Raw genomic sequence first — 23,193 nt, 5'->3', positions numbered from 1 at the left:
GCCCTCGGCGAAGGCGACTGCACCGCACCGGGGCGCCAGTACGGCGAATACGAGAACTCCGTGGGCACCGGCCAGGTCCTGCTCTGGTTCGACCCCCCCACCGGCGGCTTCCCCTCCCCCCGCCGCACCGACCCCTCCAACGACCCCTACCCCTACCCGTACCCCGGCTGACCTGCCCCGGGCCGTACGGCAGGCCGCCGCCTGTGTTCTACGACACTCCCCGCATATATCGCCCAGCGCGGCCTTTTTCGTGAAATACCAGCTCACAGCCCCTTCCCTCCAGATCCGACGGTTACGGGCACCCGGCCGTGGCGTTCCCGGACGCCCATAACCGCCTGTTCTGGTAGGAATTAAATGGATATGCTCAGGGCAGCGGGGCGCCGGTCCCCGCCCGGTGCCGTGTGCGCCGTTACGAAGGACTGTGATGCGAACCACCCCGACGCTCGCCCTGCTCGCCGTACTCCTCCTGACGCTCACCGGGTGCGGCGGCACGACAACCGGCGGCACCTCGGCCGGAGCCCCCGCCGCGAAGTCCGTCATCCTGATCACGCCCAACCCCGCGAGCACCAACAGCTTCCTGCAGCTCAGCGTCAAGGGCGCGCAGGCCGCCGCCAAGGAGATCGGCGCCTCCTTCAAGCTCTACGAGAGCAAGGACCCCGCCGGGATCGCGCAGAACGTCGACGCGGCAGTGCGCGCCAAGCCGACCGTGATCGTGGGGGTCAGCTTCTCCTTCGACGACGTGTTCGCCACGGTCCCCCGGCAGCACCCCGGCCAGCAGTTCCTGCAGATCGACTCGTGCGCCAAGGACCCGGCCCCCAACCTCACCTGCGTGTCGTTCAAGGAGCACGAGGCCGCCTATCTCGCGGGCGTCGAGGCGGGCCTGCTGAGCGAGAGCGGCAAGATCGGCATCGTCCTGCCGATCGACTCGCCCTTCATCCACCGCTGGATCGACCCGTTCTTCACCGGCGCGAAGGCCGTCAACCCCAAGGTCACCGGCACCCCGCTCTACGTCGGCGGCAACACCCCCTTCAGCGACCCCGCCAGGGCGAAGGCCCAGGCGCAGGCGCTCGCGGGTCAGGGCGCCGACATCATCGCCGCCGCCGCGTCGGGCGGGAACCAGGGCGTGTTCGAGGCCGCGGCCGAGGCCCACGTGAAGTCGTTCGGCGTGGACGTCAACCAGTGCCCGCAGAGCCCTGGAAACGTGATCGACAACGTGCTCAAGCACGTGGACGTGGCCGAGGCCGCCGCCATCAAGGACATCGCCGCCGGCAAGACGGGCGGCGTCAAGGTGTACGGCCTGGCCGAGGGCGGCGTCGGCGTCAACGCGCTCGGCGACGACCTCGCCTCCTCCCAGTGCACGGTCGCCGCCAGCCCCCAGGTCGTCGCCAAGGTCAAGCAGGCCCGCGACGACATCGTGTCGGGCAAGCTCGTCGTCGCCGACCCCCTGGCGGGTTAGAGGTGCCGGCGGTCGAACTCGTCGGCATCACCAAGCGGTTCGGCGACGTCGTCGCCAACGACGGGATCGACCTGTCGATCGAGACAGGAGAGATCCACGCCGTCGTCGGTGAGAACGGCGCGGGCAAGTCCACGCTGATGTCCGTGATGTACGGCGTGCACCAGCCGGACGCCGGTCACGTGCTGCGTGACGGGGTCCGGCTGCGGATGCGCTCCCCCGCCGACGCCATCGCGGCCGGGCTCGGCATGGTCCACCAGCGTCTGCGGCTCTTCCCCGGCCTGACCGTCGCGGAGAACGTGGTGATCGGCGCCGAGCCGACCCGCCGTGGCGTGCTCGACACCGCCGCCGCCAGCCGCGAGGTGGAACGGCTCGGCGAGCTGTACGGCCTGCGCGCCGACCCCGCCGCGAGGGTCGGCACGCTGCCCGTCGGCGTGCGCCAGCGGGTGGAGATCCTCAGGGCCCTGTACCGCAGGGCCCGGGTGCTCATCCTGGACGAGCCGACGGCGGTGCTGACGCCGGGTGAGGCGGCCAGGCTCTTCGAGGTGCTGCGCGGCGTCACCGGTGAGGGGGTCTCCGTCGTGCTGGTGACGCACAAGCTGGGCGAGGTGCTCGCCGCGAGCAACCGCGTCACAGTGCTGCGCGGCGGCCGGGTCACCGGGCGCTTCGCCACCGCGGAGACGACGGCCCAGGAGCTTGTCGTCGCCATGATCGGCCGTTCCCTCGCCCCCCGGCCCCTCGCGCCACCCGGTGAACGGGCCGCCGGGCCGTACCTCCTGGAGGTCGAGAACGTGCGGGTGCGCGGCGGCGAGGGGCCCGCGCGGGTCGGGGGTGTCTCGTTCGGGGTGCGCAGGGGGGAGATCGTGGGGATCGCCGGGGTCGCGGGCAGCGGCCAGCGGGAGCTGCTCGACGTCGTGACCGGGCTGCGCACCCCCGACGAGGGCCGCGTGCTGCTCGCGGGCGCTCCGGTACGGCGTGGCAGGGACCCACGGGTCGCCTACGTCCCCGAGGACCGGCCCGGCAGGGCGACCGCGCCTACGATGTCGCTGGCTGACAACCTGCTCATGGGCGGCCAGCGTGAGCGGCGCTTCTCCCGTGCCGCCGTCAGGGAGCGGGCACGGGCGCTCGTCGAGCGGTTCGGCGTCCGCGCGGCCTCGCTCGACGAGCCGATCTCCGTGCTGTCCGGCGGCAACGCGCAGAAGGCGGTGCTGGCCCGCGAGCTGTCGGGCGACCGGCCCCTCGTCGTGGTCGAGGAGCCGACGCAGGGGGTGGACGTCGGGGCGCAGGAGCAGATCCACGCCCTGCTCGCCCAGGCCCGGGACGAGGGCAGGGCGGTGCTGCTGCAGTCGAGCGAACTGTCCGAGCTGCGCGCCCTGGCCGACCGGATCCTCGTCATGTTCGAGGGCGCGATCGTCGCCGAACTGTCGGCGGAGGAGGCCGGGGAGGACCGGCTCGGCGCCGCGATGACGGGAGCCGCCGGGTGAACCTGACCACCCGTACGGCGCCGCTGCTCGCGCCCGTCGCGGCCCTCGCGCTGACCACCCTCGTGATGCTCGCCACCGGCGTCGATCCGTTCCTCGCCTACCCGGCGCTGGTCAGGGGCGCGGTCGGGGAGGGGAACCTGGAGTACACGGTCGCGGCCTACGTGCCGGTCCTGGGCATGGCGCTGGCCTTCGCGATCCCGCTGCGCACCGGTGAGCTCAACCTCGGCGGCGACGGTCAGCTCGCCCTCGGCGGGGTGGCCGCCGCGGCGGCCGCGCTGCTCGTGCCGCTGCCGCCGGTGCTCGCCGTGGTGTTCCCGCTGGTCGTCGCCGCGCTGGCCGGGGGGCTCCTCGCCTGGGTCGCGGCGCCGCTGCGCGCCAGGCTCGGCATCCCGGTGATCGTCACCACGCTGCTGCTCAGCCCGCCCGGCGTCGCGCTCGCCTCCTACCTGGCGCGCTTCCCGCTGGCCGAGCGGGGGACGGGCCTGGCGCAGACGCCGGTCCTGCCCGACGCCTCCCACCTGCCCGCGCTCGGCGAGAGCGGCTACCTGACACCCGCGCTGCCGGTGGTCGCGCTGCTGACCGCGCTCTGGCTGTACGCCGACGCGGGGACGGCCCTCGGCTACGAGATCAGGGCGACCGGCGCCAACCGGGAGTTCGCCCGCTACGGGGGCGTCGGGGTCGCCAGGCTCGGCGCCGTCACCCTCGCGACGGGCGGCGCCGTGGCCGGGCTGGTCGGTGGACTGGTCGTGCTCGGCCCGCCGTACCGGTTCGTGGACGGCGCGCTGGTCGCGCCCGGCTACACCTTCACCGCGATCGCGGCGGTGCTGCTGGCGACCGGCAGGCCCGTGCTCGTGCCGTTCACCTCGGCGCTGCTGACCGTCCTGCAGGCCGGAGGCCAGGGCATGGAACGCGAGGCGGGCGTGCCGAGCCAGCTCACCCAGATCGTGCAGGGGCTGATCATCGTGATCGTCGCGGTGCTCGCCCTGGCGCGTCGCCGTACCGCGAAGAAGAGGCCGGGAGGGGTCACCCCGTGAACGTCGTCGATCTCGCGCTGGTCTCCGCCACGCTGACCGCGAGCGCGCCGGTCGTGTTCGCGGCGCTCGGCGGGCTGCTGTGCCAGACGGCGGGCGTGTTCAACATGGCCCTTGAGGGCCAACTGCTGTGGGGGGCGTTCAGCGGGGTGCTGTTCAGCCACCTGACCGGCAGCGCCTGGCTCGGCGTGGTGGGCGCGGTCGTCACGACCGCCGTCTACGCGCTGGCGCTCTCGGTGCCCGCCGTGGCCTTCCGCGCCGACCCGGTCGTGGTCGCGGTCGGCGTCAACCTGCTCGCGCTGGGGCTTACCGCGTTCCTGATGCGCGTCCTCCTCGGCGCGGGCGGCGTCTACACCTCCCCCGACCTGCCGGGACTGCCCACCTTCGCCAAACTCGGGCTGGACGTGCCGGTGCTCGGGCCGCAGTCGCCGCTGGTGCCGCTCGCCCCGCTGCTGGTCGCGGTCACGGCCTGGTGGCTGGCGCGCACCCGCTCCGGGCTGCGGCTGCGCGGCGTCGGCGGGCATCCCGAGGCGGCGCTCTCCCTCGGGCTCGGGGCCGACCGCTACCGGCACGTCGCGGTGCTCGGCGCGGGAGCGCTGTGCGGTCTCGGCGGAGCACAACTGGCGCTGGGCAACGTGACGTTGTTCAGTGAAGGTATGAGCGCGGGCAGGGGCTGGGTCGCCGTCGTCGCGGTGATGCTCGGCGGGGCGTGGCCGTGGCCGGTGCTGGCCGCGTGCCTGCTGTTCGGGGCCGCCGAGGCGTTCGGGTTCCGGCTGCAGGGGCTGGGGCTCCCGCAGCAGGCCGCCGACGCCGCGCCCTACGTGATCACCCTGCTCGCCCTGGTCGTCGCCGCGGCCACCCGTGGGCGACGCCGTCTCCTGGAGGCCTCATGAGTGGCATCCCCGTCCTGGCCGACTCCGTCAGGATCACCGCCGACGCGGTCGAGATCCTCGACCGGCGCGTCTACCCGTTCGAGGTGCGCTGGGTGCGGTGCGCCACGAGCGAGGAGGTCGCGCAGGCCATCGAGCGGATGGTCACGCAGAGCTCGGGCCCCCTGTTCGCGGCGACCGCCGGACTCGTCCTCGCCGCCCGCGAGGCCAGGCGGGACCCGCCCAGGGTGGCCTTCGCCCGGCTGCGCAAGGCGGGCGACAGGCTCATCGCGACCCGGCCCACGAACAACCACATCCGCGACGCCGTACAGGGAGTGCTCGAAGCGGTGCTCGACGGGAACGGCGGGCTTCCCGCGACGGGTGAGGAGCTGGTCGAGGCGGTCACCGAGGCCGCCCGCGCGCACGACGCCGCCTACCGGGCACGCAGCGCCGCCCTCGGCCGTCACGCGGCGGGCCTGCTCGGCGACGGCGCCCGGGTGCTCACCCACTGCTGGGCCGACGCCTTCCTCATCGCGACCGTCCAGGCCGCGCAGGAGGCGGGCAAGCACCTGGAGTTCGTCTGCACCGAGACCCGCCCCTACCTCCAGGGCGCCAGGCTCACCGCGGCCACGCTCGTCGAGATGGGCTACCGGCCGACCCTGATCACCGACGGGATGGTCGCGACCGCGCTGGCCGACGGACTCGCCGACGTGGCGCTGACCGCGGCCGACCGGGTCACGCTCGACGGTCACGTGGTCAACAAGGTCGGCACGCTGGGGGTCGCACTGGCCGCGAACGCCTTCGGCGTGCCGTACCACGCGCTGATCGACGCGCCGGACCCGCAGGCCCGCACGATCGACGACGTCGTGATCGAGCGGCGCGACGGCGACGAGGTGCTGCACGTGCTGGGGCGGCGCACCGCGGCCGAGGGCGTCACCGGCTACTACCCCGCCTTCGACGCGACCCCGCCGCGCCTGGTGACCAGCATCGTGACCGAGCACGGCGTCTACGAGCCGTCCCGGGTCCGTGACCACTTCGCCGTTCCCCACCACCCCGAGGAGAGTTGATGGTCCGCAGCATCGTCGTGGACACCGACACCGGTATCGACGACGCCCACACCCTGCTGTACCTCGCGGGCAGGCCGGACGCGGAGATCGTCGGCATCACGTCGGTCTTCGGCAACTGCACCGAGGAGGACGCGGTGCGCAACATCGGCCACGTCACCGGGCTGCTCGGCCTGGACGTGCCGATCGCGCGCGGCGCCGCGGAACCGATGGCGGGGGTCGCGCACATCGCGGGCTACGTGCACGGCAAGGACGGCCTCGGCGACCGGGGCTACGAGCGGCCGCTGCCCGAGGTGACCGGCGAGTCAGGTGCGGAACTTCTCGTACGGCTGGCGCGCGAACGGCCGGGTGAGCTGGACCTGCTCGCCCTGGGGCCGCTGACCAACCTGGGGCTCGCGCTGCGGCTCGACCCCGACCTGTTCACCCGCTACCGCTCGGTGGTGCTGATGGGCGGCTCCGGCCCCTACGCCCGGCCGGGAACGCTGCTGATGGTGGACGCCAACATCGACAACGACCCGGTCGCCGCCAGGGCCGTGTTCGCCGCCCCGCGTGAGAGGCTCGTCATGGTCGGGGTGAACGTCACCGCGGGCACGATCCTCGACGAGCGGGCCATCGCCGCCCTGCGGGCGACGGACACGCCGACGGCACGCTTCGCCACCGAGATCCTGGAGTCGTACCTGGACTTCTACCAGCACGAGTGGGGCCGCAGGATCATCCCGCTGCATGACCCGCTGGCCGCGGGCGTCCTGCTCGACCCGGGCTTCGCGACGGCGGCCGTCGACGGTCCCGTCAACGTGGTCGGCAACGGCTTCCAGACGCGGGCGCGGCTGATGCGCACCCACGACGGGCTGCCGCCGTCCTTCGCCTACGAGCCCGCCCCCGACACCCACGTGATCACCGAGGTGGACACCGCGCGCTTCGTCGCCGACTTCGTGGAGGTACTGACCAGTTGACTTCCTCCCTCTCCTAAAGGAGGGGGAGTCCCACCCTCGCAGGTGGGGCTTCCCGCTTCACAGCCGATTGCCGAAGGGAGGACCCTTGCGGTCTTACATCAGCTCCACGGGCCGACACGGCAAGGCCTGCCGCCAGGATGTTCTTCGCGGCGTTGACGTCCCTGTCGTGCAGGGTGCCGCAACCCGGGCATGTCCAGCGCCGGGTGGAGAGGCTCAGCCCGGCGAGCAGGTGACCGCACGCCGAGCAGGTCTTCGAGCTGGGGAACCAGCGGTCGATCACGATCAGGTGGCGGCCGTACCTGGCCGTCTTGTACTCCAGCATGCGCCGGAAGGTGCCCCACCCGCAGTCGGAGATCGCCTTGGCCAGCGACCGGTTACGGACCATGCCCCTGACGTGAAGGTCCTCGATCACGATCACGTCGTGGTCGCGGACCAGGCGGGCGGACGTCTTGTGCAGGAAGTCCGCGCGGGCGGCCCTGACCTTGCGGTGGGCGCGGGCGACCTTCGCTCTGGCCTTGGCCCGGTTCGCGCCGCCGCGCTGTTTGCGGGCCATACGCCGCTGGTAACGGGCAAGGTTGCGTTCTCGTTTCGCCAGGTGGCGCGGGTTGGCGATCTTCTCGCCGTCCGAGGTGACCGCGAAGTCGGTGATGCCCATGTCCACGCCGACGACCGCACCCGTGGCGGGGGCCTGCTCGGGGGTGGCCACGTCGGCGGCGAGGGAGACGTACCAGCGTCCGCAGGGGTCACGGGAGACGGTCACCGTGGTCGGGTCGATCGTGGCCGGGTCGATACGGGGCCACGACCAGACGAACGCCAGCGGCGCGTCCATCTTGGCCAGCGTCAGCACACCGTCGCGGTACCGGAACGCGGACCGGGTGTACTCCGCGCTCTGCCGCCCGGCGCGGGACTTGTAGCGCGGATAGCGGGCGTGCCCGGCGAAGAAGTTGGTGAACGCGACCTGCTGATGCCGGATGGCCTGCTGGAGCGGAACCGAGGACACCTCGTTCAGTCATGCCAGCTCGTCGGTGGCTTTCATCGCGGTCAGGTAGGCGTTGGCCTGCTCGCCGTGGTAGCGGGTGTGCCGCCAGGCCAGCGTCCGGTTCCAGACGAAACGGACGCTTCCGAACGTGCGATTCAGCGTCGCCGCCTGTTCGGGTGTCGGGTAAGCCCGGCACCTGTACGCCGTCCGCATAGATCCACTTTGCCAGAACCATTCACTTTGGATAAGCCGATCGGCACCGTTCCGGCTTTCCTCCCCGCTCTGAAGGGCGGGGTCTCCAGCCTGGAGGCATCGATGACCGGATGGACCGTGCTCGACATCGAGGGGACGACGAGTTCGACGGAGTCCGTCCACGTCGGGCTCTACGCCTTCGCCAGGCCGAGGCTCGGCCCCTGGATCGACGCCAACCGGGACGATCCGGAGGTCCGCGCCGCCGTCGAGGAGATCGGCGGCGGCACGACGGAGGAGGTCGTGAAGGTGCTGCACGACTGGATGGACCACGACGTCAAGGCGACGCCGCTGAAGACCCTCCAGGGGCGGATCTGGGCTGCGGGGTTCGCGGCGGGCGAGCTGACCGCGCACTTCTTCCCCGACGTGGCCCCGGCCCTGCGCGCCTGGCACGCCGAGGGCAGGCACCTGGCGGTCTTCTCCTCGGGCTCGGTCTCGGCCCAGCGTCCGTGGTTCGCGCACACCGAGGACGGGGACCTGTCTGTCCTCGTCGAGCGGTGGTTCGACACGGTCAACGCGGGGCCGAAGCGCGAGGCGTCGTCCTACCGTCGCATCGCGGCCGAACTCGGCGGGACGGACCTGCTCTTCCTGTCCGACGTGCCCGCCGAACTGGACGCGGCGGCCGCCGCCGGTTGGCGGACCACGGGCCTGCGCCGCCCCGGCGAACCGAGCGAGGACGCCGACTTCGGCCCCCACCCGGTCGTCACGTCCTTCGGAGACCTGCGATGAGCCGTACGGCGGAGCCGACCGTGGAGCGGGTCCTCGAAGCCGGGTCCAGGCTCGCGGCCGAGTCGGCGCGTTTCACCGGTCTCGGCTGGATGCGCGGCACCTCGGGCAACCTCTCCGAGGTCGTCAGCCGTGACCCGCTCCGGCTTGTCGTCACCGCGAGCGGCCTGGACAAGGGTGAGCTGACCGCCGGGGACGTCTCGGTCGTCGGCCCGGTGGGCGAGACGGTGCCGGTCGAGGGGATCGAGCCGCGCAGGCCGTCTGCCGAGGCCGGTCTGCACGCCCGGGTCGCGGCGCTGACCGGCGCGGGCGCGGTCGTGCACGTCCACACGCTCAGCGCGGTCGTCGCCGGGCACCACTGGCCGGACGGCGTGCCGCTGCGGGACATCGAGATGCTCAAGGGCATCGGACGGCTGGCGCACGACGACGAGGTGGTCGTCCCGGTGATCGCCAACAGCCAGGACATGGCCGAGCTCGGGGACCGGTTCGAGGCGTCCTACGACAGGGGCGTCCCGGCGGTGATCGTGGCCCACCACGGCCTGTACGCCTGGGGCCGTGACCTGACGCACGCCCGGCATGTCACCGAGTGCGTCGAATGGCTGCTCACCTACGCCGTCGCCGTACGCTGACCCCCGTGCCCGGCCTTCCCGGAGGCCGGGCACACAGTCAGCGGTCCCGGAGGCCGGAGACTCCGGCTGGTCCGGCCTCACGCGCGTCGGCCCCTGGGACGGGGCACACAGTCAGCGGTCCTGTCCCTCGTCCCCGGGGTCGGCTTCGGCCTCGCGGGCGGCGTCGCGTTCGTCGCGCACGTCGAGGGCGAACTGGCGTGCCCACCGCAGCCGTTCCTCCTTGGGCAGGTCGAAGTATCCCTCCGGCAGCCGCGTCTGGACCCTACGGGTCCGCTTCGAGAAAACCACCCGCGCCTCCTGTCTGGATGTAGTCGCCGGTCCTCACATCGTAGATAGCGATCTGGTCGGTGTTCCTGGCCAGTTCGACGGCCTCGTCACGACTGGCGATGTTGTGGGACGGCTCCACCCACAGTTTGCCGTCCTCGACCCAGCCGCCCAGATGCATGTTGGGGTCGTTCTCGAACACGTCGCGGTTGCGCATGAGGTAGTCGTCGATCGCCTCGGCCGCGGCGTCCGGGTCGTCGAGGATGTGCTCGGGGAACTGCGCGGTCCGCCCGGTGGTCGCGACCATGTAGCCGTCGGTGGGCCGGGTGCCCGTGGTGGGCGACCAGCTGAACCCCTGGCGCGCTCCCGGCTGCCGCAGCAGGTCGCCCAGGGCGACGGGCACCGGTTTCCTGGCGCGGCGGAAGCGTTTGCCCGCCCGGGCGAACAGGCCGCTTCCCATCCCGGCGAGGAGTCTGCCCTTACGCAAGGATCACCCCGGCCGTCTGGCTGAAGGCCAGGTTGAGCAGGCGGTCGGCGGCCTTCTTGTAGGCCGGGATCTTCAGCAGCGACCGGTTGTAGGTGAGCGGGGCCGTCGCGAGCGCCCTGACGATCTGCGTGAGCAGTACGGCGAGCTGGACGGCGACCACGATCTTCAGGGCCACCACGAGCGCGGAGCACACGGCCAGGCAGGCCGCGAGGACCTGGGCCCCGGTCGCGCCGTCGACGGCGACGGTGTGCGGCGCGTCCTCGTGCGTCCACTCCTCGGTGAACCCGGCGACCGCGGGACCGTCGTTGTGCTGGACGACCTGGCGGGCCAGGGCGTCGGCGCGTTCGACGAGGACGGCCAGGTCGCTCCCGAAGGCCGTCCAGGCGCCCGCGAGCGTGTGCAGCTGGTCCTCGTCGATCTGTGGCCACAGGTAGCCGAGCTCGTAGAGCAGCCCGGCGAGTTCCTCGGGCAGTTGCAGGGCCATCTCACACCGCCCTCACCGGGGAGACGGCTCGTTCCGCCTCCTGGTCGGCGGCGGTGTAGTTCGCCCGCATCGCCAGGAATCCGTCGCCGTCGTGTGCCAGGGCCTCGGCGGCGGAGGAGATCGACTCGACGGCCATGGCGTGGACCGCCCGGTAGCCCTCGCCGATCAGGCCGCTGATGTCGTCGCCGCCGCCCACGCCGGTGAGGCTCTCGGCGAGGGCGGACAGCTCCTCAAGCCTGCGAAGCACGTCGGCCGCGACCGTCCTGAGGTCGGAGCCCGAGCTGAGCAGGGTGTCGTGCCGTACGGTCAGCCCGAGGGGTTCGGCGCTCATCCGGCCCTGCCCTCGATGCGGGCCAGGACGTCGCCGATCGCGCCGGTGAAGGCGTCGAGCCTGGTCAGCGCCTCCTCCTGGAGCCGCTCCAGCTCCGCCTCCAGACCGGTGACGCCCGGGACCGACGGTACGGCGCCTACCCTGGAGCGCAGGTCGGACAGGGCGGCGTTGACGGCGTCGACGATCTGCTCGGCCAGTTCCTGGGAGCCCGCCCGCAGGGCGCGCGGGTCGAGGCGCAGCGACTCCAGCGTCCCCGCGCCCCCCGCGGTCGCCCTGACCAGCCCTCCCGCCGACTCTCCCTCTCCTGTGACGTCGGGCAGGGGCTCACCGGCCGTCCGCAGTGCCTGTCTGGCGGAGTCGATGAGACGGCCGAGCCCCTCCCCCTCAAGGTCGACGTGCACGATTGCCTCCTTGTAACGATCAAGGAGAATTTACCATATTTTTCCTACCAATTTTACAGGTTTTTACCCGCCAGAACTCCACCGACCCGGTCGAGGACACCGGGACCGCCTCCCTCGACCAGCAGCAGCCTGGCCGCGCCGAGCACCCCGCGGACCGCGCCCGCCCGCAGGTCCTCGGGCAGCGTGTCGATGTCGGAAACACCCGCGTAGCCGATGACCCGGCGCGCCGCCTTCGCCGCCGCCACCGCGATCGCGTCGCCGTACACCTTGGCCAGGTACGGCTCAAGCTCCCCGACCCGCGGGTCCGCGCGCCCGGGCCACAGCCGGGTGAACTCCTCCTCGAACGCCTCCCAGGTCTCCCGGGCCAGGCCGAGCACCCAGGAGGCGTGGGCCTCGTCACCGAACGCGAGGGCGCGGGCGGCGGCCAGCACGTAGTTGCCCCACAGCGCGCCGAGGTCGAACCCGAGGGGGCCGTAGAAGGCGAACTCGACATCGAAGGCACGGGTCGAGCGCGGCTCGTCACGCACGAGCACGGAACCGGTATGCAGGTCCCCGTGGACGAGCGCCTCGGCGTGCGTCATGAACGTCAGCTTGGCCGTGCCGATCGCGGCCCGCACCCGGGGGTCGCCCACGTAGTCGGCCACGTCGCGCTCGTTCGCCGGTCTGATCCGGTTGTGCTCGTGGGTGACGTAGGGCTCGGTGAAGACGAGGTCCTCGGTGATCTCGCACATCTCGGGGTTGACCGAGGCCGCGACCGCCGCCTTGTGCGCCCTGGCGCCGAGCCCGAAGACCGAGGTGCCGAACCCGACCCGCGCGACGTAGCGGCCGAGGTCGGCGGCGACGCCCTCGTGCCGCAGCCCCTCGTTGAGGGCGCCCCGCCAGACCCGGTGGTCCGACAGGTCCTCGATCGCCACGACGTGCCGCGCGGGGTCGGCGTCGTAGATCTCGGGCACCAGGCCGGGCGCGACCGCGTTGTGCACGCGCAGCGCCCCCGCCTCGTACCCGTTGCGCTCGGCCGTGACAGGCCAGGTCGGATCGACCCGCACGTACGGCAGCGCCTGCTTGAGCACCAGCCCCCGGCTGCTGCTCCCATCGGCGCCCTCGACGACGAACACCAGGTTGAGGTTGCCGTCGCTCACCTCCCGCACGGAGGTCACGGCGCCGGGGCCGAGCAGGTCGCGCAGCGCGGGCCTGGACTCGACGTAGGCGGGAACCGTCTCGACCGAGAGCAGTTCGTAGGCGGTCACCGGGAGGTCCTCCCCTCTCGCCCACCACGGGCGAGTCCGAAACTCATCACGAGCGAGCCGACGAGCAGCGCGCCCTGGACGAAGGTCTGCGCGTAGTAGGGCGCGTTGAGCATGGTCATCCCGTTGATGACCACGCCGATGAACAGGGCGCCGACGACGGTGCCGAGCGCGTTTGGCCGGTTGGTGCCCAGGACCGCGAACCCGATGAGGGCGGCGGCCACCGACTGCAGCAGGTAGGGGTCGCCCGCGCCCACGTCACCCCGGCCGAGCCTCGCCGAGAGCAGGATGCCGCCGAGCGCGGCGCACAGGCCGGAGATCACGTAGCCCAGCGCCCGGTAGCGCGCCACGCGGATCCCGGCGAGCCTGGCCGCCTCGGCGTTGCCGCCGATCGCGTACAGCGCCCTGCCCCAGCGGGTGTGGCCGAGCAGGACGTGGACGGCGACGGCGAGCAGCGCGAAGACCACCACCGGCACCGGGACCGAGGCGATCGTGCCGCCGCCGAGCCAGGCGAAGCCCTCGGTGTAGCGTCCCGGGGCGGGCGCGCCGTCCACGGTCATGCCCGCCGCGACCGACTGGCCCGAGGTGACGATCAGCGCCAGCCCCTGGAACAGGAACATCGTGCCGAGCGTCGCCACCAGGTCGGGCACCCGCGCGACCACGGTGAGCAGCACGTTCACCCCCGCCACGAGCAGCCCGGCGAGCAGGCCCGCCACGACGGCGCTCGCGCCCGTGAGGTTGTACCGCACCATCGCCAGCGCCGTCACCATCACGACGGTCCCGACACACGCCCCCGCCGACAGGTCGAACCCCCCGGTCGTCATGGAGACCGTGACGCCGAGGGCGACGACGCCGACGACCGCGACCGACTGCAGGACGATCAGGGCGTTGCCGTAGGTCGCGAAGGCGGGCCGGACGAGGGAGAAGGTCAGGAGCAGTCCGGCGAGCACGACGAGCAGCCCGTACCGGTTGGCCGCGTCCCCGGCCCTTCCGGCGGCGCTCATGACGGCTCCCGCGCGGGGGTGCCCGCCATGAGGCCGGTGAGCCGCTCCGCGGTCGCGTCGGCCGCGCGCAGCTCCCCCGCCAGGCTTCCCTCGTGCAGCACGAGGATCCGGTCGGCCAGTTCGAGCACCTCTTCCGGGTCGGAGGAGGCCACGAGTACGGCGAGGCCGTCGGCGCGTCCGCGCAGGACCCGGCCGAGGTCGGCGCGCGCCCCCACGTCCACCCCGCGGAACGGCTCGTCCAGCAGCAGCAGCCTGGGTGAGCCGGTCAGCCACCTGCCGACGACGACCTTCTGCTGGTTGCCTCCCGACAGCGTCTCGATGGCGGCCTCGACGCCGGAGGTCCGCACGGCGAGCAGCCGTACTACCTCCTCCGCCGAGGAGCGCTCGGCGCGGCGCGAGAGCACCCCGGCCACGGTGTGCGCCCCGAGCCTGGGCAGGCTCACGTGGGCCCGCAGCGACCAGCCGGGCACCACGGCCCGCGCCGCCCGCTCCTCCGCGACCAGCGCGACCCCCGCCTTGATCGCCGCCCCCGGATCCTTCGGCCGGTACGGCGCGCCGCCGAGGGTGAGCGTGCCGGACAGCAGCGGCCTGGCGCCGAAGAACTGTTCGAGCAGCTCCGTCTTGCCCGAGCCGACGAGCCCGGTGACACCGAGGATCTCGCCGGGCCGTACCCGCAGGTCGAACGGCGCGCCACCGGGACGGGCCGTCACGCCCGACGCGGTCAGCACGCTCTCCGAGGTGTCCACGGCCTTCCCTGTCGTGGACGTGTCCGGCACGAGGTCGCCCAGCATGGCGGCCACCACGGCGTGGCGGTCGACCGGGGCGGTGAACGTCCGCCTGGCCCGGCCGTCGCGCAGCACCACGACGCGATCGCACAGGGCCTCGATCTCGGAGAGGCGGTGCGAGACGTACAGCACGGCCACGCCGTCGCCCGCGAGCTCGCGGACCCTGGGCAGCAGGGCGTCGGCCTCCGCCGCCGACAGGGTCGAGGTCGGCTCGTCGAGGATGAGCACCTTGGGCGCGCGTGACAGCGCGCGGGCGATGACGACCCGCTGGCGCCCGCTCGGCGACAGCGACTCCACGGGGGCGTCAAGGTCCGCGAGGAGCCCGGCGTCGGCCGCGACGGGCCTGGCCCGCTCACGGATCCGCCCCCGGGTGACGAACCAGCCCGAACCGCCCCGGCCGAACCCGTCGAGGGTGAGGTTCTCCGCGACGGTCATGCCGGGCACCACGCCGTCGTCGATGTTCTGGTGGACGGTCTGCACCCCGGCGGCCTGGGCGTCGAGCGGACCCGAGGGCTCGAAGGGCCGTCCCGCGAGCCTGACAGACCCTGAGGAGGCCCTCGTGGCGCCGGACAGCACCTTGATCAGGGTGGACTTGCCCGCGCCGTTGGCGCCGATGAGCCCGAGGACCTCCCCGGGTGCGAGGTCGAGGCTGACCCCGCGCAGTGCCCTGGTCGCGCCGTACGTCTTCGACACCTCGGAGACGGACAGCACCGTCACGACGACGCCGCCCAGGGGACCTTGGCGATCTCGGGGGTGTTCAGGCCGGGGACGGCCTGGACGAGCTGTTCGATGCCGGTGATGCCGCCGTCGCGCAGCTGTTTCTGGGTGATGAGCGCGGGCGGCACGGTGAGGGTGTGCTCGACCTTCTCCCCGGCGACGAGCAGCGCGGCGGCGCGGACGGCGACCCTGCCGACGTTGGACGGGTCGGTCGCCGAGGTGGCCACCCACGGGCTGCGGGGCTCGGTCATGACGCCGATGTCGGCGGTGGAGATGTCGGCGCCGTAGATCCTGACCTTGTCCTGCAGGCCGAGTTCCTTGACGGCGAGCGCGGCGCCCTTGGCGAACTCGTTGTAGGGGGCGAAGATCGCCTTCACGCCGGGGTTGGCCTGCAGCGCGGCCTTGGCCTGGTCCGCGACGGCGGAGGCCGTCGAGCTGTTGACCACGCCGATCTGGGCGACCTGCTTGATGGCCGGGTTGTCCTTCTTGAACCGGGTCCAGGTCTCGTTACGGCGGTCGAGCGGCGCGAAGCCCGCGACGTAGACGTAGACGACCTCGCCGCCGTCCCCGAGGTCGGCCTTGAGCTGGTCGAGGCCCTGACTCGCGATCCTGTGGTCGTCCTGGGTGAGCTGGACAGCCTCGGGGGTGCCGGGATCGACGTCGAAGGCGACCAGCGGGATGCCCGCGGCGACGGCCTTCTTGATGGCGGGCTGGACCGTGTCGGCGAAGCCGTGGTCGACGATGATCGCGTCGGCCCTGCGCTGCACCGCCTGTTCCAGGTTGAGCGCCTGCTTGTCGTTGTTGCCGTCGCCGCTGGACAGCTCCAGCTTGACGTTGAGCGTCTTGGCCTCGGCCTGGGCGCCCGCGAGCCACTGCTCGAAGTAGTCGCCGGACGAGAGCTGGCGTACCAGCGCGACGGTGACGCCCTGGGCGAACTTCGGGGGAACGGGCACGGTCGGGGAGGCCGTCGGGACAGGCGCGGCTGCGGAGGACGCGGCTGTCGTGGCGGTCGGGGTGGGGGTTGTCTGGGAGCAGCCCGCGAGCGCGAGGGCACTGAACACGAGTGTGGCTCCGAGGACTCTTGCATGGATCACAGCCGGATGCTATGCACCCTTGGCGGTAATTGTCCACTTTTCATACATAGATACTAGGTTTTAGCTTATACTCCAGGTCATGACATACCTGACCGTCTACACCGACGGCGAGGCTCCCGAGAGACTGCTGGCGACCGTCGATCCCGACGAGATCGCCACCGAGCTCAAGGGCATCGACGTCCGGCTGCGCCACTGGAGGGTGGCCGAGGACCTGCCCTCGGGGGCCTCGCAGGACGAGATCCTCAAGGCCTACCGCGAGGAGGTGGACAGGGTCGTCGCCGAGGAGGGATACACCTTCGTCGACGTCGCCCAGCTGCACCCCGACGGCAGTGCCGACTGGCCGGAGCGGGCCGCGGGGGCGCGGCGGAAGTTCCTCGCCGAGCACACCCACGACGACGACGAGGTCCGCTTCTTCGTCGAGGGCTCCGGCATCTTCTACCTGCACACCGAGGGCAGGATCCACGCGGTGCTGTGCGAGGCGGGCGACCTGCTGAGCGTGCCGAGGAACACCACGCACTGGTTCGACATGGGCACGGAACCGGCCTTCACCGCGATCCGTTTCTTCCACGACGACGACGGCTGGGTCGGCGACTTCACCGGCAACCCGATCGCCGAACGGATCCCCGACTTCGACACGATCACCGCGGGCCGCCCCGTGGCGTGACGCCTCCCCTCCCTCCGGCCCCCGACCGCCACGCGGACGGGGGCCGTTGTCGTCTCCGGGCCACCTTTTGTGCGCATAGCGCACGTGTGTGCGGCATGTTAACATTCCTGGCACAACCCCGAGCCTGAAGAGCGAGGACGATCGAAATGACAGGACCGACCCTCGTCCTGGTGCACGGCGCCTGGCACGGCGCCCGGTCCTGGGACCCCCTCCTCCCCTTCCTTGGGGAGGAGGGCCTCAGGACGCTCGCCGTACAACTGCCCGGTGTCGGGCGCGCTCCCGGACGGCACGACCTGGCCGGGCACTCCGCCTTCCTGCGCGCCGAACTGGAGAACCTGACGGGGCCGCTCGTGGTGTGCGGCCACTCGTACGGCGGGGCGGTCGTCACCCAGGCCGTCTCCGGTCTCGACTCCGGGCCCGGCGACGGGCTCGGCGACGGGCTCGGCGACGGGCTCGGCGGCAGGGTCAGGCGGCTGGTCTACGTGGCGGCGTTCATGCTGGAGGTGGGCGAGTCCTGCGTGGACGCGGCCGTGCCCGCCCCGGTGCCGCCCGAGCCCCACCTCACCTCGGTCGCCGAGGGCGACTACCTGACGGTCTCCGAGGAGGCCGCGACGCACATGTTCTACGGCGACTGCGACCCGGCCCTGGCGCGTGCCGCCGTGGCGTCCCTGACCCCCGAGCACCTCATGACCGTCGGCTCCCCGGTGACCGAGGCCGCCTGGCACACGATCCCCTCGACGTACGTGGTGTGCGAGAACGACCAGGCGCTCTCCCCCGTCGCGCAGGCCAGGATGGCCGGGCGGGCGACGCGGACGCTGAGCCTGGACAGCTCCCACTCGCCGATGCTGAGCCGTCCCCGGGAACTGGCGGCGATCCTGGCCGAGGCCGCAGGGAACGGAGGCTGAGGGCGTGCCCACCGGCCAGACGGAACCGGCCCGCGCTCCCCCTATGCTGAGATCTCCGCCACGGATCTCCAGCAGGGGACTTCCAGCGGGGCGGAACGTCAGGGCAGCAGGAGGGTGAGACGATGACGCGGACCGGCCGTGACGCGGACGGGACCGAGCCGGAGCCGCGCAACGGCGAGCGCCCGGCGTACTTCGTCCAGTCGCTCGAACGTGGCTTGAAGATCATCAAGGCCTTCGACGAGACCCGGCCCCAGATGACCTCCACCGAGGTCTCCAAGGCCACCGGGCTCGACAGGGCCGCGACCCGGCGCTTCCTGCTCACGCTCGTCGATCTGGGATACATGGTCACCGACGGCCGTCTCTACGCCCTGCGCCCACGCATCCTGGAGCTCGGCTACGCCTACCTGTCCAGCCTCAGCCTCCCCGACGTGGCGCTCCCGCACATGGAACAGCTCGTCACCGAGATCCACGAGAGCTGCTCCCTCGGCGTGCTCGACGGCGAGGAGGTGGTCTTCGTCGCCCGCGTCCCGACCAAGCGCCTGATGTCCGTGCCGATAATGGTCGGCAGCCGCTTCCCCGCCTACCCCACCTCCATGGGGCGGGTGCTGCTCGCCGGGCAGCCCGAGGAACGGCTCGACGCCTATCTCTCCTCGGTACGGCTTGAGGCCCACACCCGGCGCACCGTGACCGACCCCGCCAAGCTGCGTTCCCTGATCACCAAGGTCAGGACGCAGGGCTGGGCGATCGTCGACCAGGAGTACGACGAGGGCACGCGCTCGCTCGCCATGCCCGTCCGCGACTCGACCGGCCGGGTCGTCGCCGCCATCAACGTGTCGATGCTCTCCGGCCGTGGCACCGCACAGTCCATGCGCGACTTCCTGCCCGTCATCGAGCGGGCCGTCGCCCAGATCGAAGCAGACCTGCGCCCTGGCTTCCGCGGCCAGGAGATGGGACTTCTCGGGTAGTTCGTCGCCGGGGCGCGGGTCCGAGAGGACCTCTCCCGATGATCACCACCCACCACACCGGCTCCCTGTTCTACCGGCGCTGCGGCTCCGGGGACAGGCTCGTCGTCCTGCTGCACGGCTGGCCGCAGACCGGCCACTGCTGGCGCCACCTCATGGAGCCCCTCAGCGAGCACCACACGGTCGTCGCCCCCGACCTGCGCGGCTACGGCCGTTCCGGCAAGCCGGGCTCGGGCTACGACAAGCGGAGCACGGCCGCCGACCTGTCCCGGCTCGTCGAGAAGCTGGGCTTCGAGACGGCGGCCGTCGTCGGTCACGACCGGGGCGCCAGGGTCGCGCACCGCTGGGCGCTCGACGTCCCCGGCCAGGTCGAACGGCTCGCCCTGCTCGACATCCTGCCGTCCAGGGAGGTCATGAACTCCTTCGACCGCGACTCGGCCGCGGTGATGTGGCACTGGTTCTTCCACCTCCAGCCCGACCTGCCCGAACTGCTCATCGCGGGCAACGTCGAGGCCTACCTGAGGTTCTTCTTCGAACGCCAGTCCTTCGTGCCCGGGGCGATCGACGCCGAGGCGCTGGCGGAGTACGTCACGGCCTTCAGCGATCCTGACGCGCTACATGCCTCGCTTGAGGACTACCGGGCCGGGTTCCGGGAGGACCTGGAGGCCGACGAGCGCGACGCCCGCGAGGGCAACCGGCTCCGCCTGCCGCTGCTCCTGCTGTGGGGCGCCCAGGGCGGGCTCGGCCGCAGTCCGGTGCTGAGGATCTGGGAGGACTACGCGGAGCGGGTGACGGGCGCCGCGATCGAGGACTGCAAGCACTTCCTGCCCGAGGAGCAGCCGCAACGGGTGCTTCGCCACCTGACGCACTTCCTGGCCGCCTGACGACGCGTTTCCCCTGGCCACCGCCCTCTCCCGGGCGGTGGCCTCCGTTTTTCCCGGCCCAGCCTCCTTGCCCCCGCTCGTCCATCATGGTTACTATGCGCACAGTTGCGCGCAGAGCGCACAAAAGACGGAAGTGAGTGAGATGCCGGCCGGACGCCCCCTGACCCTGTGCGCGATGACCCTGCGAGGGGCGACGTTCGCCGAGCGCGTGCGGGCCGCGGCCCTCGCGGGGTTCGACTCCGTCGGCCTGTCCCTCGACCAGTACCGGCGGGCGCGGCACGACGGGCTCGGCGACGCGGAGATGCGCGGGCTGGTCGAGGAGTACGGCCTGCGCGTCGCGGAGGTCGAGACGCCGTGGGACTGGACGGCCGCCCTCCCGAACGACGAGGAGGGTGAGCTGCTGTTCCGGGTGCTCGACCTCTTCGGGTGTCCCCAGTTCAACGCGGTGCGGTTCGTCCCGCGCCCCGAGGAGGAGGCCCTCGCCCGGTTCGCGGCGCTATGCCGCCGCGCCGCCGGGCACGGGGTGACCGTCGCCCTGGAGTTCATGCCGTTCAGCGAGCTGCCCGCGCTGCGGGACGCCTGGGAGGTCGTCTCCGCCAGCGGGGAGCCGAACGCCGCCGTCCTGCTGGACAGCTGGCACCACCACAGGTCGGGCGACCCGACCGGCCTGCTCGCCAGCATCCCCGCGGACAGGATCGCCTCCGTCCAGCTCAACGACGCCCTGCCCGAGCCCGAGGCCGACGCGCGGGAGGAGGCGCGCCACCGGCGGCTGCTCCCCGGCGAGGGGGCCATCCCGCTCGCCGGGCTGCTCGCGACGCTGCGCGACCGGGGGGTGCGGGCCCGGATGTCCGCCGAGATCTGGTCGGACGCCCTGGAGGCGCTTCCCCCGGACCTCGCGGCCCGCCGTGTCTTCGAGGCCACCTGTCACGTCCTGGACGAGGCCGGTTGGCCGTGGGAGTAACCCGACCATCAAAGGAGTCAGTCATGTCAGCCGCCGATCGGCAGGCCATCAGGGAACTCGTCGAGAACTGGGCCCTGTGGCGGGACGCGGGCGACTGGGAGCGTTTCGCCACGGTCTGGCACCCCGAAGGCGTCATGCGGGCCACCTGGTTCCAGGGCGGCCACGCCGAGTTCGCCGAGGCCAGCAGGCAGGGGTGGGACCGAGGGGTCCGCATCCTGCACTTCCTCGGCGGGACCTCCGTCGAACTCGCCGGTGAGCGGGCCGTCGCCCAGACGAAGATGACGATCTCGCAGCGCGCCGAGGTCGACGGGGTGCTCTGCGACGTGGTGTGCACGGGCCGGTTCTTCGACTTCGTCGAGCGGCGCGAGGGGCGCTGGGGCCTGGTGCTGCGCCAGCCGATCTACGAGCGCGACAGGATCGACCCCGTCGACCCCGGCGCCCTGCTCCACCTCGACCGGGAACGGCTCGCCGGGCTGCCCGAGGGCTACCGGCACCTGGCCTACCTGCAGACCGGCCTCGGCTACCCGGTGAAACGGGACATGCCGCAGCTCACCGGCCCAGAGGTCGAGGCGCTGTACGGCGAGGGCAGGGCCTGGCTCGCAGGCGGGGACCTCGATGCGTGACTTCGTCCTCGACCAGCCGGGCGGCCGGGTGGTGTTCGGCGCTGGCTCCCTCGACGCCGTGCCCGGCGAGGTCCGCGCGCTCGGCGCCGAGCGGGTCATGCTCGTCAACGACCGGCACAGCCGTACGACCGCGGAAACCGTCGCCGCCCGGCTCCCCGGCCTGGTCGTGGCCAGGGTCGGTCGCACCGCCACACACGTCCCCGAGCACCTCGCCGCCGATGCCGTACGGCTGGCCCGCGAGAGCGGCGCCGACCTGCTGGTCTGCGTCGGCGGCGGCTCGGCGACCGGCCTGGCCAAGGCCGTGGCGCTGGAGACGCGGCTGAGGATCCTGGCCGTGCCGACGACCTACGCGGGCAGCGAGATGACGCCGATCTGGGGTCTCACCGGGGACGGCCGCAAGCGGACGGGCCGTGATCCCGGCGTCCGGCCCGTCTGCGTCGTCTACGACCCGGTGCTGACCCTCGGGCTTCCCCCGGCGCTGTCGGCGGCCAGCGGCATGAACGCCATGGCCCACCTGGTCGAGGCCGTCTACGCGCCCAGGGTCTCCCCGCTGACCGTGACGGCCGCGATCGAGGGGGCCGGGGCGCTGGCGCGGGCGCTGCCCGGCGTCGTGCGGGACCCGGCCGACCTGGCGGCCAGGGACGAGGCGCTCTACGGCGCCTGGCTGGCCGGATGGGTGCTCGGCACGACCACGACGGGGATCCACCACAGGATCTGTCACGTGCTCGGCGGCAGGTACGCCCTGCCGCACGCGGCGACCCACTCCGCGGTCCTGCCGTACGCCACCGCCCACAACCGCGAGGCGGCCGGGCCCTCGCTCGCGCCGCTCGCGCGGGCGCTGGGCGCCGAGGACGCCGCAGCCGGGCTGTGGGACCTGGCCGTCTCCATCGGGGCCCCGACCAGTCTGGCCGCCGTCGGCATGAGGGAACGGGACCTCGACGAGGCCGCCGCCCTGGTCGCCGCCGAGCGGCCCGTCGCGGGGGTGCGTGACCTCCTGCGCGCCGCGTACGCGGGCGCCAGGCCCTCCCAGGAAAGCAACGAGGTGACCCCATGACCGCCTTCCCGGTGACGCGCGCCGTACTGGAACGGCTGGAAGGAACGCCGGACCCGCGCCTGCGCGAGGTGATGTCCTCGCTGGTACGGCACCTGCACGCCTTCGCGGTCGACGTCGGGCTGACGCAGGAGGAGTGGCTCGCGGGCATCGGGTTCCTCACCGAGACCGGGAAGACGTGCGACGAGAACCGGCAGGAGTTCGTGCTGCTGTCCGACACGCTGGGGCTGTCCACCCTGGTGGACGACCTGGCCAACGCGGCACGGGACGAGGCGACCGAGGCCACCATCCTGGGACCGTTCCACGTCCCCGGCGCGCCCTTCCGCGACCCCGGCGCCTCCATCGTGCTGGACGACGCCGAAGGAGAGGCCCTGCTGGTGAGCGGGACCGTCACCGGCGTCGGGGGCGAGCCGGTCGCGGGGGCCGTGGTGGACGTGTGGCAGGCCGGACCCGACGGCCACTACGACGTGCAGGACGCCGAGCAGCCCGAGCACAACTTCAGGGGCCGCTTCAGGACAGACACCCAGGGGAGGTACGGCTTCGCGACCCTGCGGCCCGTCAGCTACCCCATCCCCGACGACGGCCCGGCGGGCAGGCTGCTGCGCGCGACGGGACGCCATCCCTGGCGACCGGCGCACATCCACGTGATGGTCACCGCCGAGGGATACCGGACGCTGACCACGGCCGTCTTCGACGCGCGGGACACCTACATCGGCTCGGACGCGGTCTTCGGGGTCAAGGAGAGCCTGGCCAGGACGTTCACCCCGGGTTCTGACGGTCTCCTCCACCTGGAGGAGCACTTCAGGCTGCGCCCCGCCCCCTGAGGGCCGTCGCCGCCGAACGGTTACCAACCACCCCTTGACCCGAAAAAACACGACAGTAGGATCGCTATACG

25 protein-coding genes and 1 pseudogene are annotated in these 23,193 nt (G+C 72.4%); 16 read left to right on the top strand and 10 right to left on the bottom strand.

Annotation, left to right across the window (positions count from 1 at the left end; genetic code table 11):
- Positions 1-424: 424 nt before the first annotated feature.
- Genes FHS44_RS40275 through FHS44_RS27425 form a run of 6 tightly spaced genes read left to right on the top strand, consistent with a single transcriptional unit; the run spans position 425 to position 6,854 of the window.
- Positions 425-1,456 (top strand): BMP family ABC transporter substrate-binding protein, encoded by a 1,032-nt coding sequence (locus tag FHS44_RS40275; protein WP_221461341.1) that lies wholly within the window; start codon positions 425-427, stop codon positions 1,454-1,456.
- Between the two features lie 2 nt (positions 1,457-1,458).
- Positions 1,459-2,937 carry an ABC transporter ATP-binding protein gene (locus FHS44_RS40270; RefSeq protein ID WP_221461340.1) on the top strand — a complete coding sequence of 493 codons (1,479 nt, stop codon included), beginning with the start codon at positions 1,459-1,461 and terminating at the stop codon, positions 2,935-2,937.
- Positions 2,934-3,971, top strand: coding sequence for an ABC transporter permease (locus FHS44_RS27440; protein WP_184719727.1), 1,038 nt, complete (start codon positions 2,934-2,936; stop codon positions 3,969-3,971). Before FHS44_RS40270 ends, FHS44_RS27440 begins: the two co-directional genes overlap by 4 nt.
- A complete protein-coding gene (locus FHS44_RS27435; protein WP_184719725.1) occupies positions 3,968-4,861 on the top strand; it encodes an ABC transporter permease in 894 nt (297 codons plus the stop codon). Before FHS44_RS27440 ends, FHS44_RS27435 begins: the two co-directional genes overlap by 4 nt.
- The gene (locus FHS44_RS27430) at positions 4,858-5,904 is read left to right on the top strand and encodes a s-methyl-5-thioribose-1-phosphate isomerase (protein ID WP_184719723.1); all 1,047 of its coding nucleotides are present in this window, start codon (positions 4,858-4,860) and stop codon (positions 5,902-5,904) included. Before FHS44_RS27435 ends, FHS44_RS27430 begins: the two co-directional genes overlap by 4 nt.
- Positions 5,904-6,854, top strand: a complete 951-nt coding sequence (locus tag FHS44_RS27425; protein ID WP_184719714.1) for a nucleoside hydrolase — start codon at positions 5,904-5,906, stop codon at positions 6,852-6,854. The genes FHS44_RS27430 and FHS44_RS27425 overlap by 1 nt, the downstream gene beginning before the upstream one ends.
- Before the next feature lie 13 nt (positions 6,855-6,867).
- Here FHS44_RS27425 and FHS44_RS27420 read toward each other — a convergent pair.
- Positions 6,868-8,046: pseudogene (locus FHS44_RS27420) on the bottom strand (RNA-guided endonuclease InsQ/TnpB family protein).
- Between the two features lie 102 nt (positions 8,047-8,148).
- On the opposite strand from FHS44_RS27420, the gene mtnC reads away from it, so the two are divergent.
- Both mtnC and mtnB read left to right on the top strand, forming a co-directional pair.
- Positions 8,149-8,811 (top strand): acireductone synthase, encoded by a 663-nt coding sequence (gene mtnC / locus FHS44_RS27415; protein ID WP_221461339.1) that lies wholly within the window; start codon positions 8,149-8,151, stop codon positions 8,809-8,811.
- Positions 8,808-9,437, top strand: a complete 630-nt coding sequence (gene mtnB, locus FHS44_RS27410) for a methylthioribulose 1-phosphate dehydratase (RefSeq protein ID WP_184719713.1) — start codon at positions 8,808-8,810, stop codon at positions 9,435-9,437. Before mtnC ends, mtnB begins: the two co-directional genes overlap by 4 nt.
- Before the next feature lie 111 nt (positions 9,438-9,548).
- Here the strand turns inward: mtnB and FHS44_RS27405 are convergent, their stop codons facing one another.
- Genes FHS44_RS27405 through FHS44_RS27365 form a run of 9 tightly spaced genes read right to left on the bottom strand, consistent with a single transcriptional unit; the run spans position 9,549 to position 16,248 of the window.
- Positions 9,549-9,725 carry a hypothetical protein gene (locus FHS44_RS27405; RefSeq protein ID WP_184719711.1) on the bottom strand — a complete coding sequence of 59 codons (177 nt, stop codon included), beginning with the start codon at positions 9,723-9,725 and terminating at the stop codon, positions 9,549-9,551.
- Positions 9,700-10,188: a hypothetical protein gene (locus tag FHS44_RS27400; protein WP_184719709.1), complete on the bottom strand. Its 489-nt coding sequence runs from the start codon at positions 10,186-10,188 to the stop codon at positions 9,700-9,702. The genes FHS44_RS27405 and FHS44_RS27400 overlap by 26 nt, the downstream gene beginning before the upstream one ends.
- Positions 10,181-10,672, bottom strand: coding sequence for a WXG100-like domain-containing protein (locus FHS44_RS27395; protein WP_184719707.1), 492 nt, complete (start codon positions 10,670-10,672; stop codon positions 10,181-10,183). The genes FHS44_RS27400 and FHS44_RS27395 overlap by 8 nt, the downstream gene beginning before the upstream one ends.
- 1 nt (position 10,673) lies before the next feature.
- Positions 10,674-11,003 carry a hypothetical protein gene (locus tag FHS44_RS27390; protein WP_184719704.1) on the bottom strand — a complete coding sequence of 110 codons (330 nt, stop codon included), beginning with the start codon at positions 11,001-11,003 and terminating at the stop codon, positions 10,674-10,676.
- On the bottom strand, positions 11,000-11,404 hold the full coding sequence (locus tag FHS44_RS27385; RefSeq protein ID WP_184719702.1) for a YbaB/EbfC family nucleoid-associated protein: 405 nt from the start codon (positions 11,402-11,404) through the stop codon (positions 11,000-11,002). Before FHS44_RS27385 ends, FHS44_RS27390 begins: the two co-directional genes overlap by 4 nt.
- A gap of 53 nt (positions 11,405-11,457) precedes the next feature.
- Positions 11,458-12,651 carry an S-methyl-5-thioribose kinase gene (mtnK, locus tag FHS44_RS27380; protein WP_184719700.1) on the bottom strand — a complete coding sequence of 398 codons (1,194 nt, stop codon included), beginning with the start codon at positions 12,649-12,651 and terminating at the stop codon, positions 11,458-11,460.
- On the bottom strand, positions 12,648-13,652 hold the full coding sequence (locus tag FHS44_RS27375) for an ABC transporter permease (RefSeq protein ID WP_184719699.1): 1,005 nt from the start codon (positions 13,650-13,652) through the stop codon (positions 12,648-12,650). The genes mtnK and FHS44_RS27375 overlap by 4 nt, the downstream gene beginning before the upstream one ends.
- Positions 13,649-15,154 (bottom strand): sugar ABC transporter ATP-binding protein, encoded by a 1,506-nt coding sequence (locus FHS44_RS27370; RefSeq protein WP_184719696.1) that lies wholly within the window; start codon positions 15,152-15,154, stop codon positions 13,649-13,651. Before FHS44_RS27370 ends, FHS44_RS27375 begins: the two co-directional genes overlap by 4 nt.
- Positions 15,151-16,248 carry a substrate-binding domain-containing protein gene (locus tag FHS44_RS27365; RefSeq protein WP_184719694.1) on the bottom strand — a complete coding sequence of 366 codons (1,098 nt, stop codon included), beginning with the start codon at positions 16,246-16,248 and terminating at the stop codon, positions 15,151-15,153. Before FHS44_RS27365 ends, FHS44_RS27370 begins: the two co-directional genes overlap by 4 nt.
- A 79-nt stretch (positions 16,249-16,327) precedes the next feature.
- Between FHS44_RS27365 and FHS44_RS27360 the strand changes: the two genes are divergently transcribed.
- From FHS44_RS27360 to FHS44_RS27325, 8 genes are all read left to right on the top strand, one after another.
- A complete protein-coding gene (locus FHS44_RS27360) occupies positions 16,328-16,912 on the top strand; it encodes a 1,2-dihydroxy-3-keto-5-methylthiopentene dioxygenase (RefSeq protein ID WP_184719692.1) in 585 nt (194 codons plus the stop codon).
- Positions 16,913-17,058: 146 nt separating this feature from the next.
- Positions 17,059-17,817 carry an alpha/beta fold hydrolase gene (locus tag FHS44_RS27355; protein WP_184719691.1) on the top strand — a complete coding sequence of 253 codons (759 nt, stop codon included), beginning with the start codon at positions 17,059-17,061 and terminating at the stop codon, positions 17,815-17,817.
- 122 nt (positions 17,818-17,939) lie between these two features.
- Positions 17,940-18,782, top strand: a complete 843-nt coding sequence (locus FHS44_RS27350; RefSeq protein ID WP_184719688.1) for an IclR family transcriptional regulator domain-containing protein — start codon at positions 17,940-17,942, stop codon at positions 18,780-18,782.
- Between the two features lie 38 nt (positions 18,783-18,820).
- Positions 18,821-19,663: an alpha/beta fold hydrolase gene (locus FHS44_RS27345; RefSeq protein ID WP_184719686.1), complete on the top strand. Its 843-nt coding sequence runs from the start codon at positions 18,821-18,823 to the stop codon at positions 19,661-19,663.
- Positions 19,664-19,805: 142 nt separating this feature from the next.
- The gene (locus FHS44_RS27340) at positions 19,806-20,624 is read left to right on the top strand and encodes a sugar phosphate isomerase/epimerase family protein (protein WP_246436139.1); all 819 of its coding nucleotides are present in this window, start codon (positions 19,806-19,808) and stop codon (positions 20,622-20,624) included.
- Positions 20,625-20,647: 23 nt separating this feature from the next.
- Positions 20,648-21,247: a nuclear transport factor 2 family protein gene (locus tag FHS44_RS27335; RefSeq protein WP_184719682.1), complete on the top strand. Its 600-nt coding sequence runs from the start codon at positions 20,648-20,650 to the stop codon at positions 21,245-21,247.
- Entirely contained in the window at positions 21,240-22,301 is a 1,062-nt protein-coding gene (locus tag FHS44_RS27330; protein ID WP_184719680.1) for a maleylacetate reductase, read from the top strand. Before FHS44_RS27335 ends, FHS44_RS27330 begins: the two co-directional genes overlap by 8 nt.
- Positions 22,298-23,122, top strand: a complete 825-nt coding sequence (locus tag FHS44_RS27325; protein ID WP_184719678.1) for an intradiol ring-cleavage dioxygenase — start codon at positions 22,298-22,300, stop codon at positions 23,120-23,122. The genes FHS44_RS27330 and FHS44_RS27325 overlap by 4 nt, the downstream gene beginning before the upstream one ends.
- The last annotated feature ends 71 nt before the right edge of the window (positions 23,123-23,193 follow it).

The sequence above is a fragment of the Streptosporangium saharense genome (assembly GCF_014203715.1).
Lineage (GTDB): Bacteria > Actinomycetota > Actinomycetes > Streptosporangiales > Streptosporangiaceae > Streptosporangium > Streptosporangium saharense.
This window is presented reverse-complemented; position numbering and strand designations above follow the sequence as displayed.

What these genes read in the sequence shown, in the direction of transcription:
- FHS44_RS27395 (WP_184719707.1), bottom strand. Translation starts at nt 10,672, where the DNA reads ATGGCCCTGCAACTGCCCGAGGAACTCGCCGGGCTGCTCTACGAGCTC.
- FHS44_RS27330 (WP_184719680.1), top strand. Translation starts at nt 21,240, where the DNA reads ATGCGTGACTTCGTCCTCGACCAGCCGGGCGGCCGGGTGGTGTTCGGC.
- FHS44_RS27425 (WP_184719714.1), top strand. Translation starts at nt 5,904, where the DNA reads ATGGTCCGCAGCATCGTCGTGGACACCGACACCGGTATCGACGACGCC.
- FHS44_RS27360 (WP_184719692.1), top strand. Translation starts at nt 16,328, where the DNA reads ATGACATACCTGACCGTCTACACCGACGGCGAGGCTCCCGAGAGACTG.
- FHS44_RS40275 (WP_221461341.1), top strand. Translation starts at nt 425, where the DNA reads ATGCGAACCACCCCGACGCTCGCCCTGCTCGCCGTACTCCTCCTGACG.
- FHS44_RS27390 (WP_184719704.1), bottom strand. Translation starts at nt 11,003, where the DNA reads ATGAGCGCCGAACCCCTCGGGCTGACCGTACGGCACGACACCCTGCTC.
- FHS44_RS27325 (WP_184719678.1), top strand. Translation starts at nt 22,298, where the DNA reads ATGACCGCCTTCCCGGTGACGCGCGCCGTACTGGAACGGCTGGAAGGA.
- mtnB (WP_184719713.1), top strand. Translation starts at nt 8,808, where the DNA reads ATGAGCCGTACGGCGGAGCCGACCGTGGAGCGGGTCCTCGAAGCCGGG.
- FHS44_RS27335 (WP_184719682.1), top strand. Translation starts at nt 20,648, where the DNA reads ATGTCAGCCGCCGATCGGCAGGCCATCAGGGAACTCGTCGAGAACTGG.
- FHS44_RS27430 (WP_184719723.1), top strand. Translation starts at nt 4,858, where the DNA reads ATGAGTGGCATCCCCGTCCTGGCCGACTCCGTCAGGATCACCGCCGAC.
- FHS44_RS27355 (WP_184719691.1), top strand. Translation starts at nt 17,059, where the DNA reads ATGACAGGACCGACCCTCGTCCTGGTGCACGGCGCCTGGCACGGCGCC.
- FHS44_RS27375 (WP_184719699.1), bottom strand. Translation starts at nt 13,652, where the DNA reads ATGAGCGCCGCCGGAAGGGCCGGGGACGCGGCCAACCGGTACGGGCTG.
- FHS44_RS27350 (WP_184719688.1), top strand. Translation starts at nt 17,940, where the DNA reads ATGACGCGGACCGGCCGTGACGCGGACGGGACCGAGCCGGAGCCGCGC.
- FHS44_RS27340 (WP_246436139.1), top strand. Translation starts at nt 19,806, where the DNA reads ATGCCGGCCGGACGCCCCCTGACCCTGTGCGCGATGACCCTGCGAGGG.
- FHS44_RS27345 (WP_184719686.1), top strand. Translation starts at nt 18,821, where the DNA reads ATGATCACCACCCACCACACCGGCTCCCTGTTCTACCGGCGCTGCGGC.
- mtnC (WP_221461339.1), top strand. Translation starts at nt 8,149, where the DNA reads ATGACCGGATGGACCGTGCTCGACATCGAGGGGACGACGAGTTCGACG.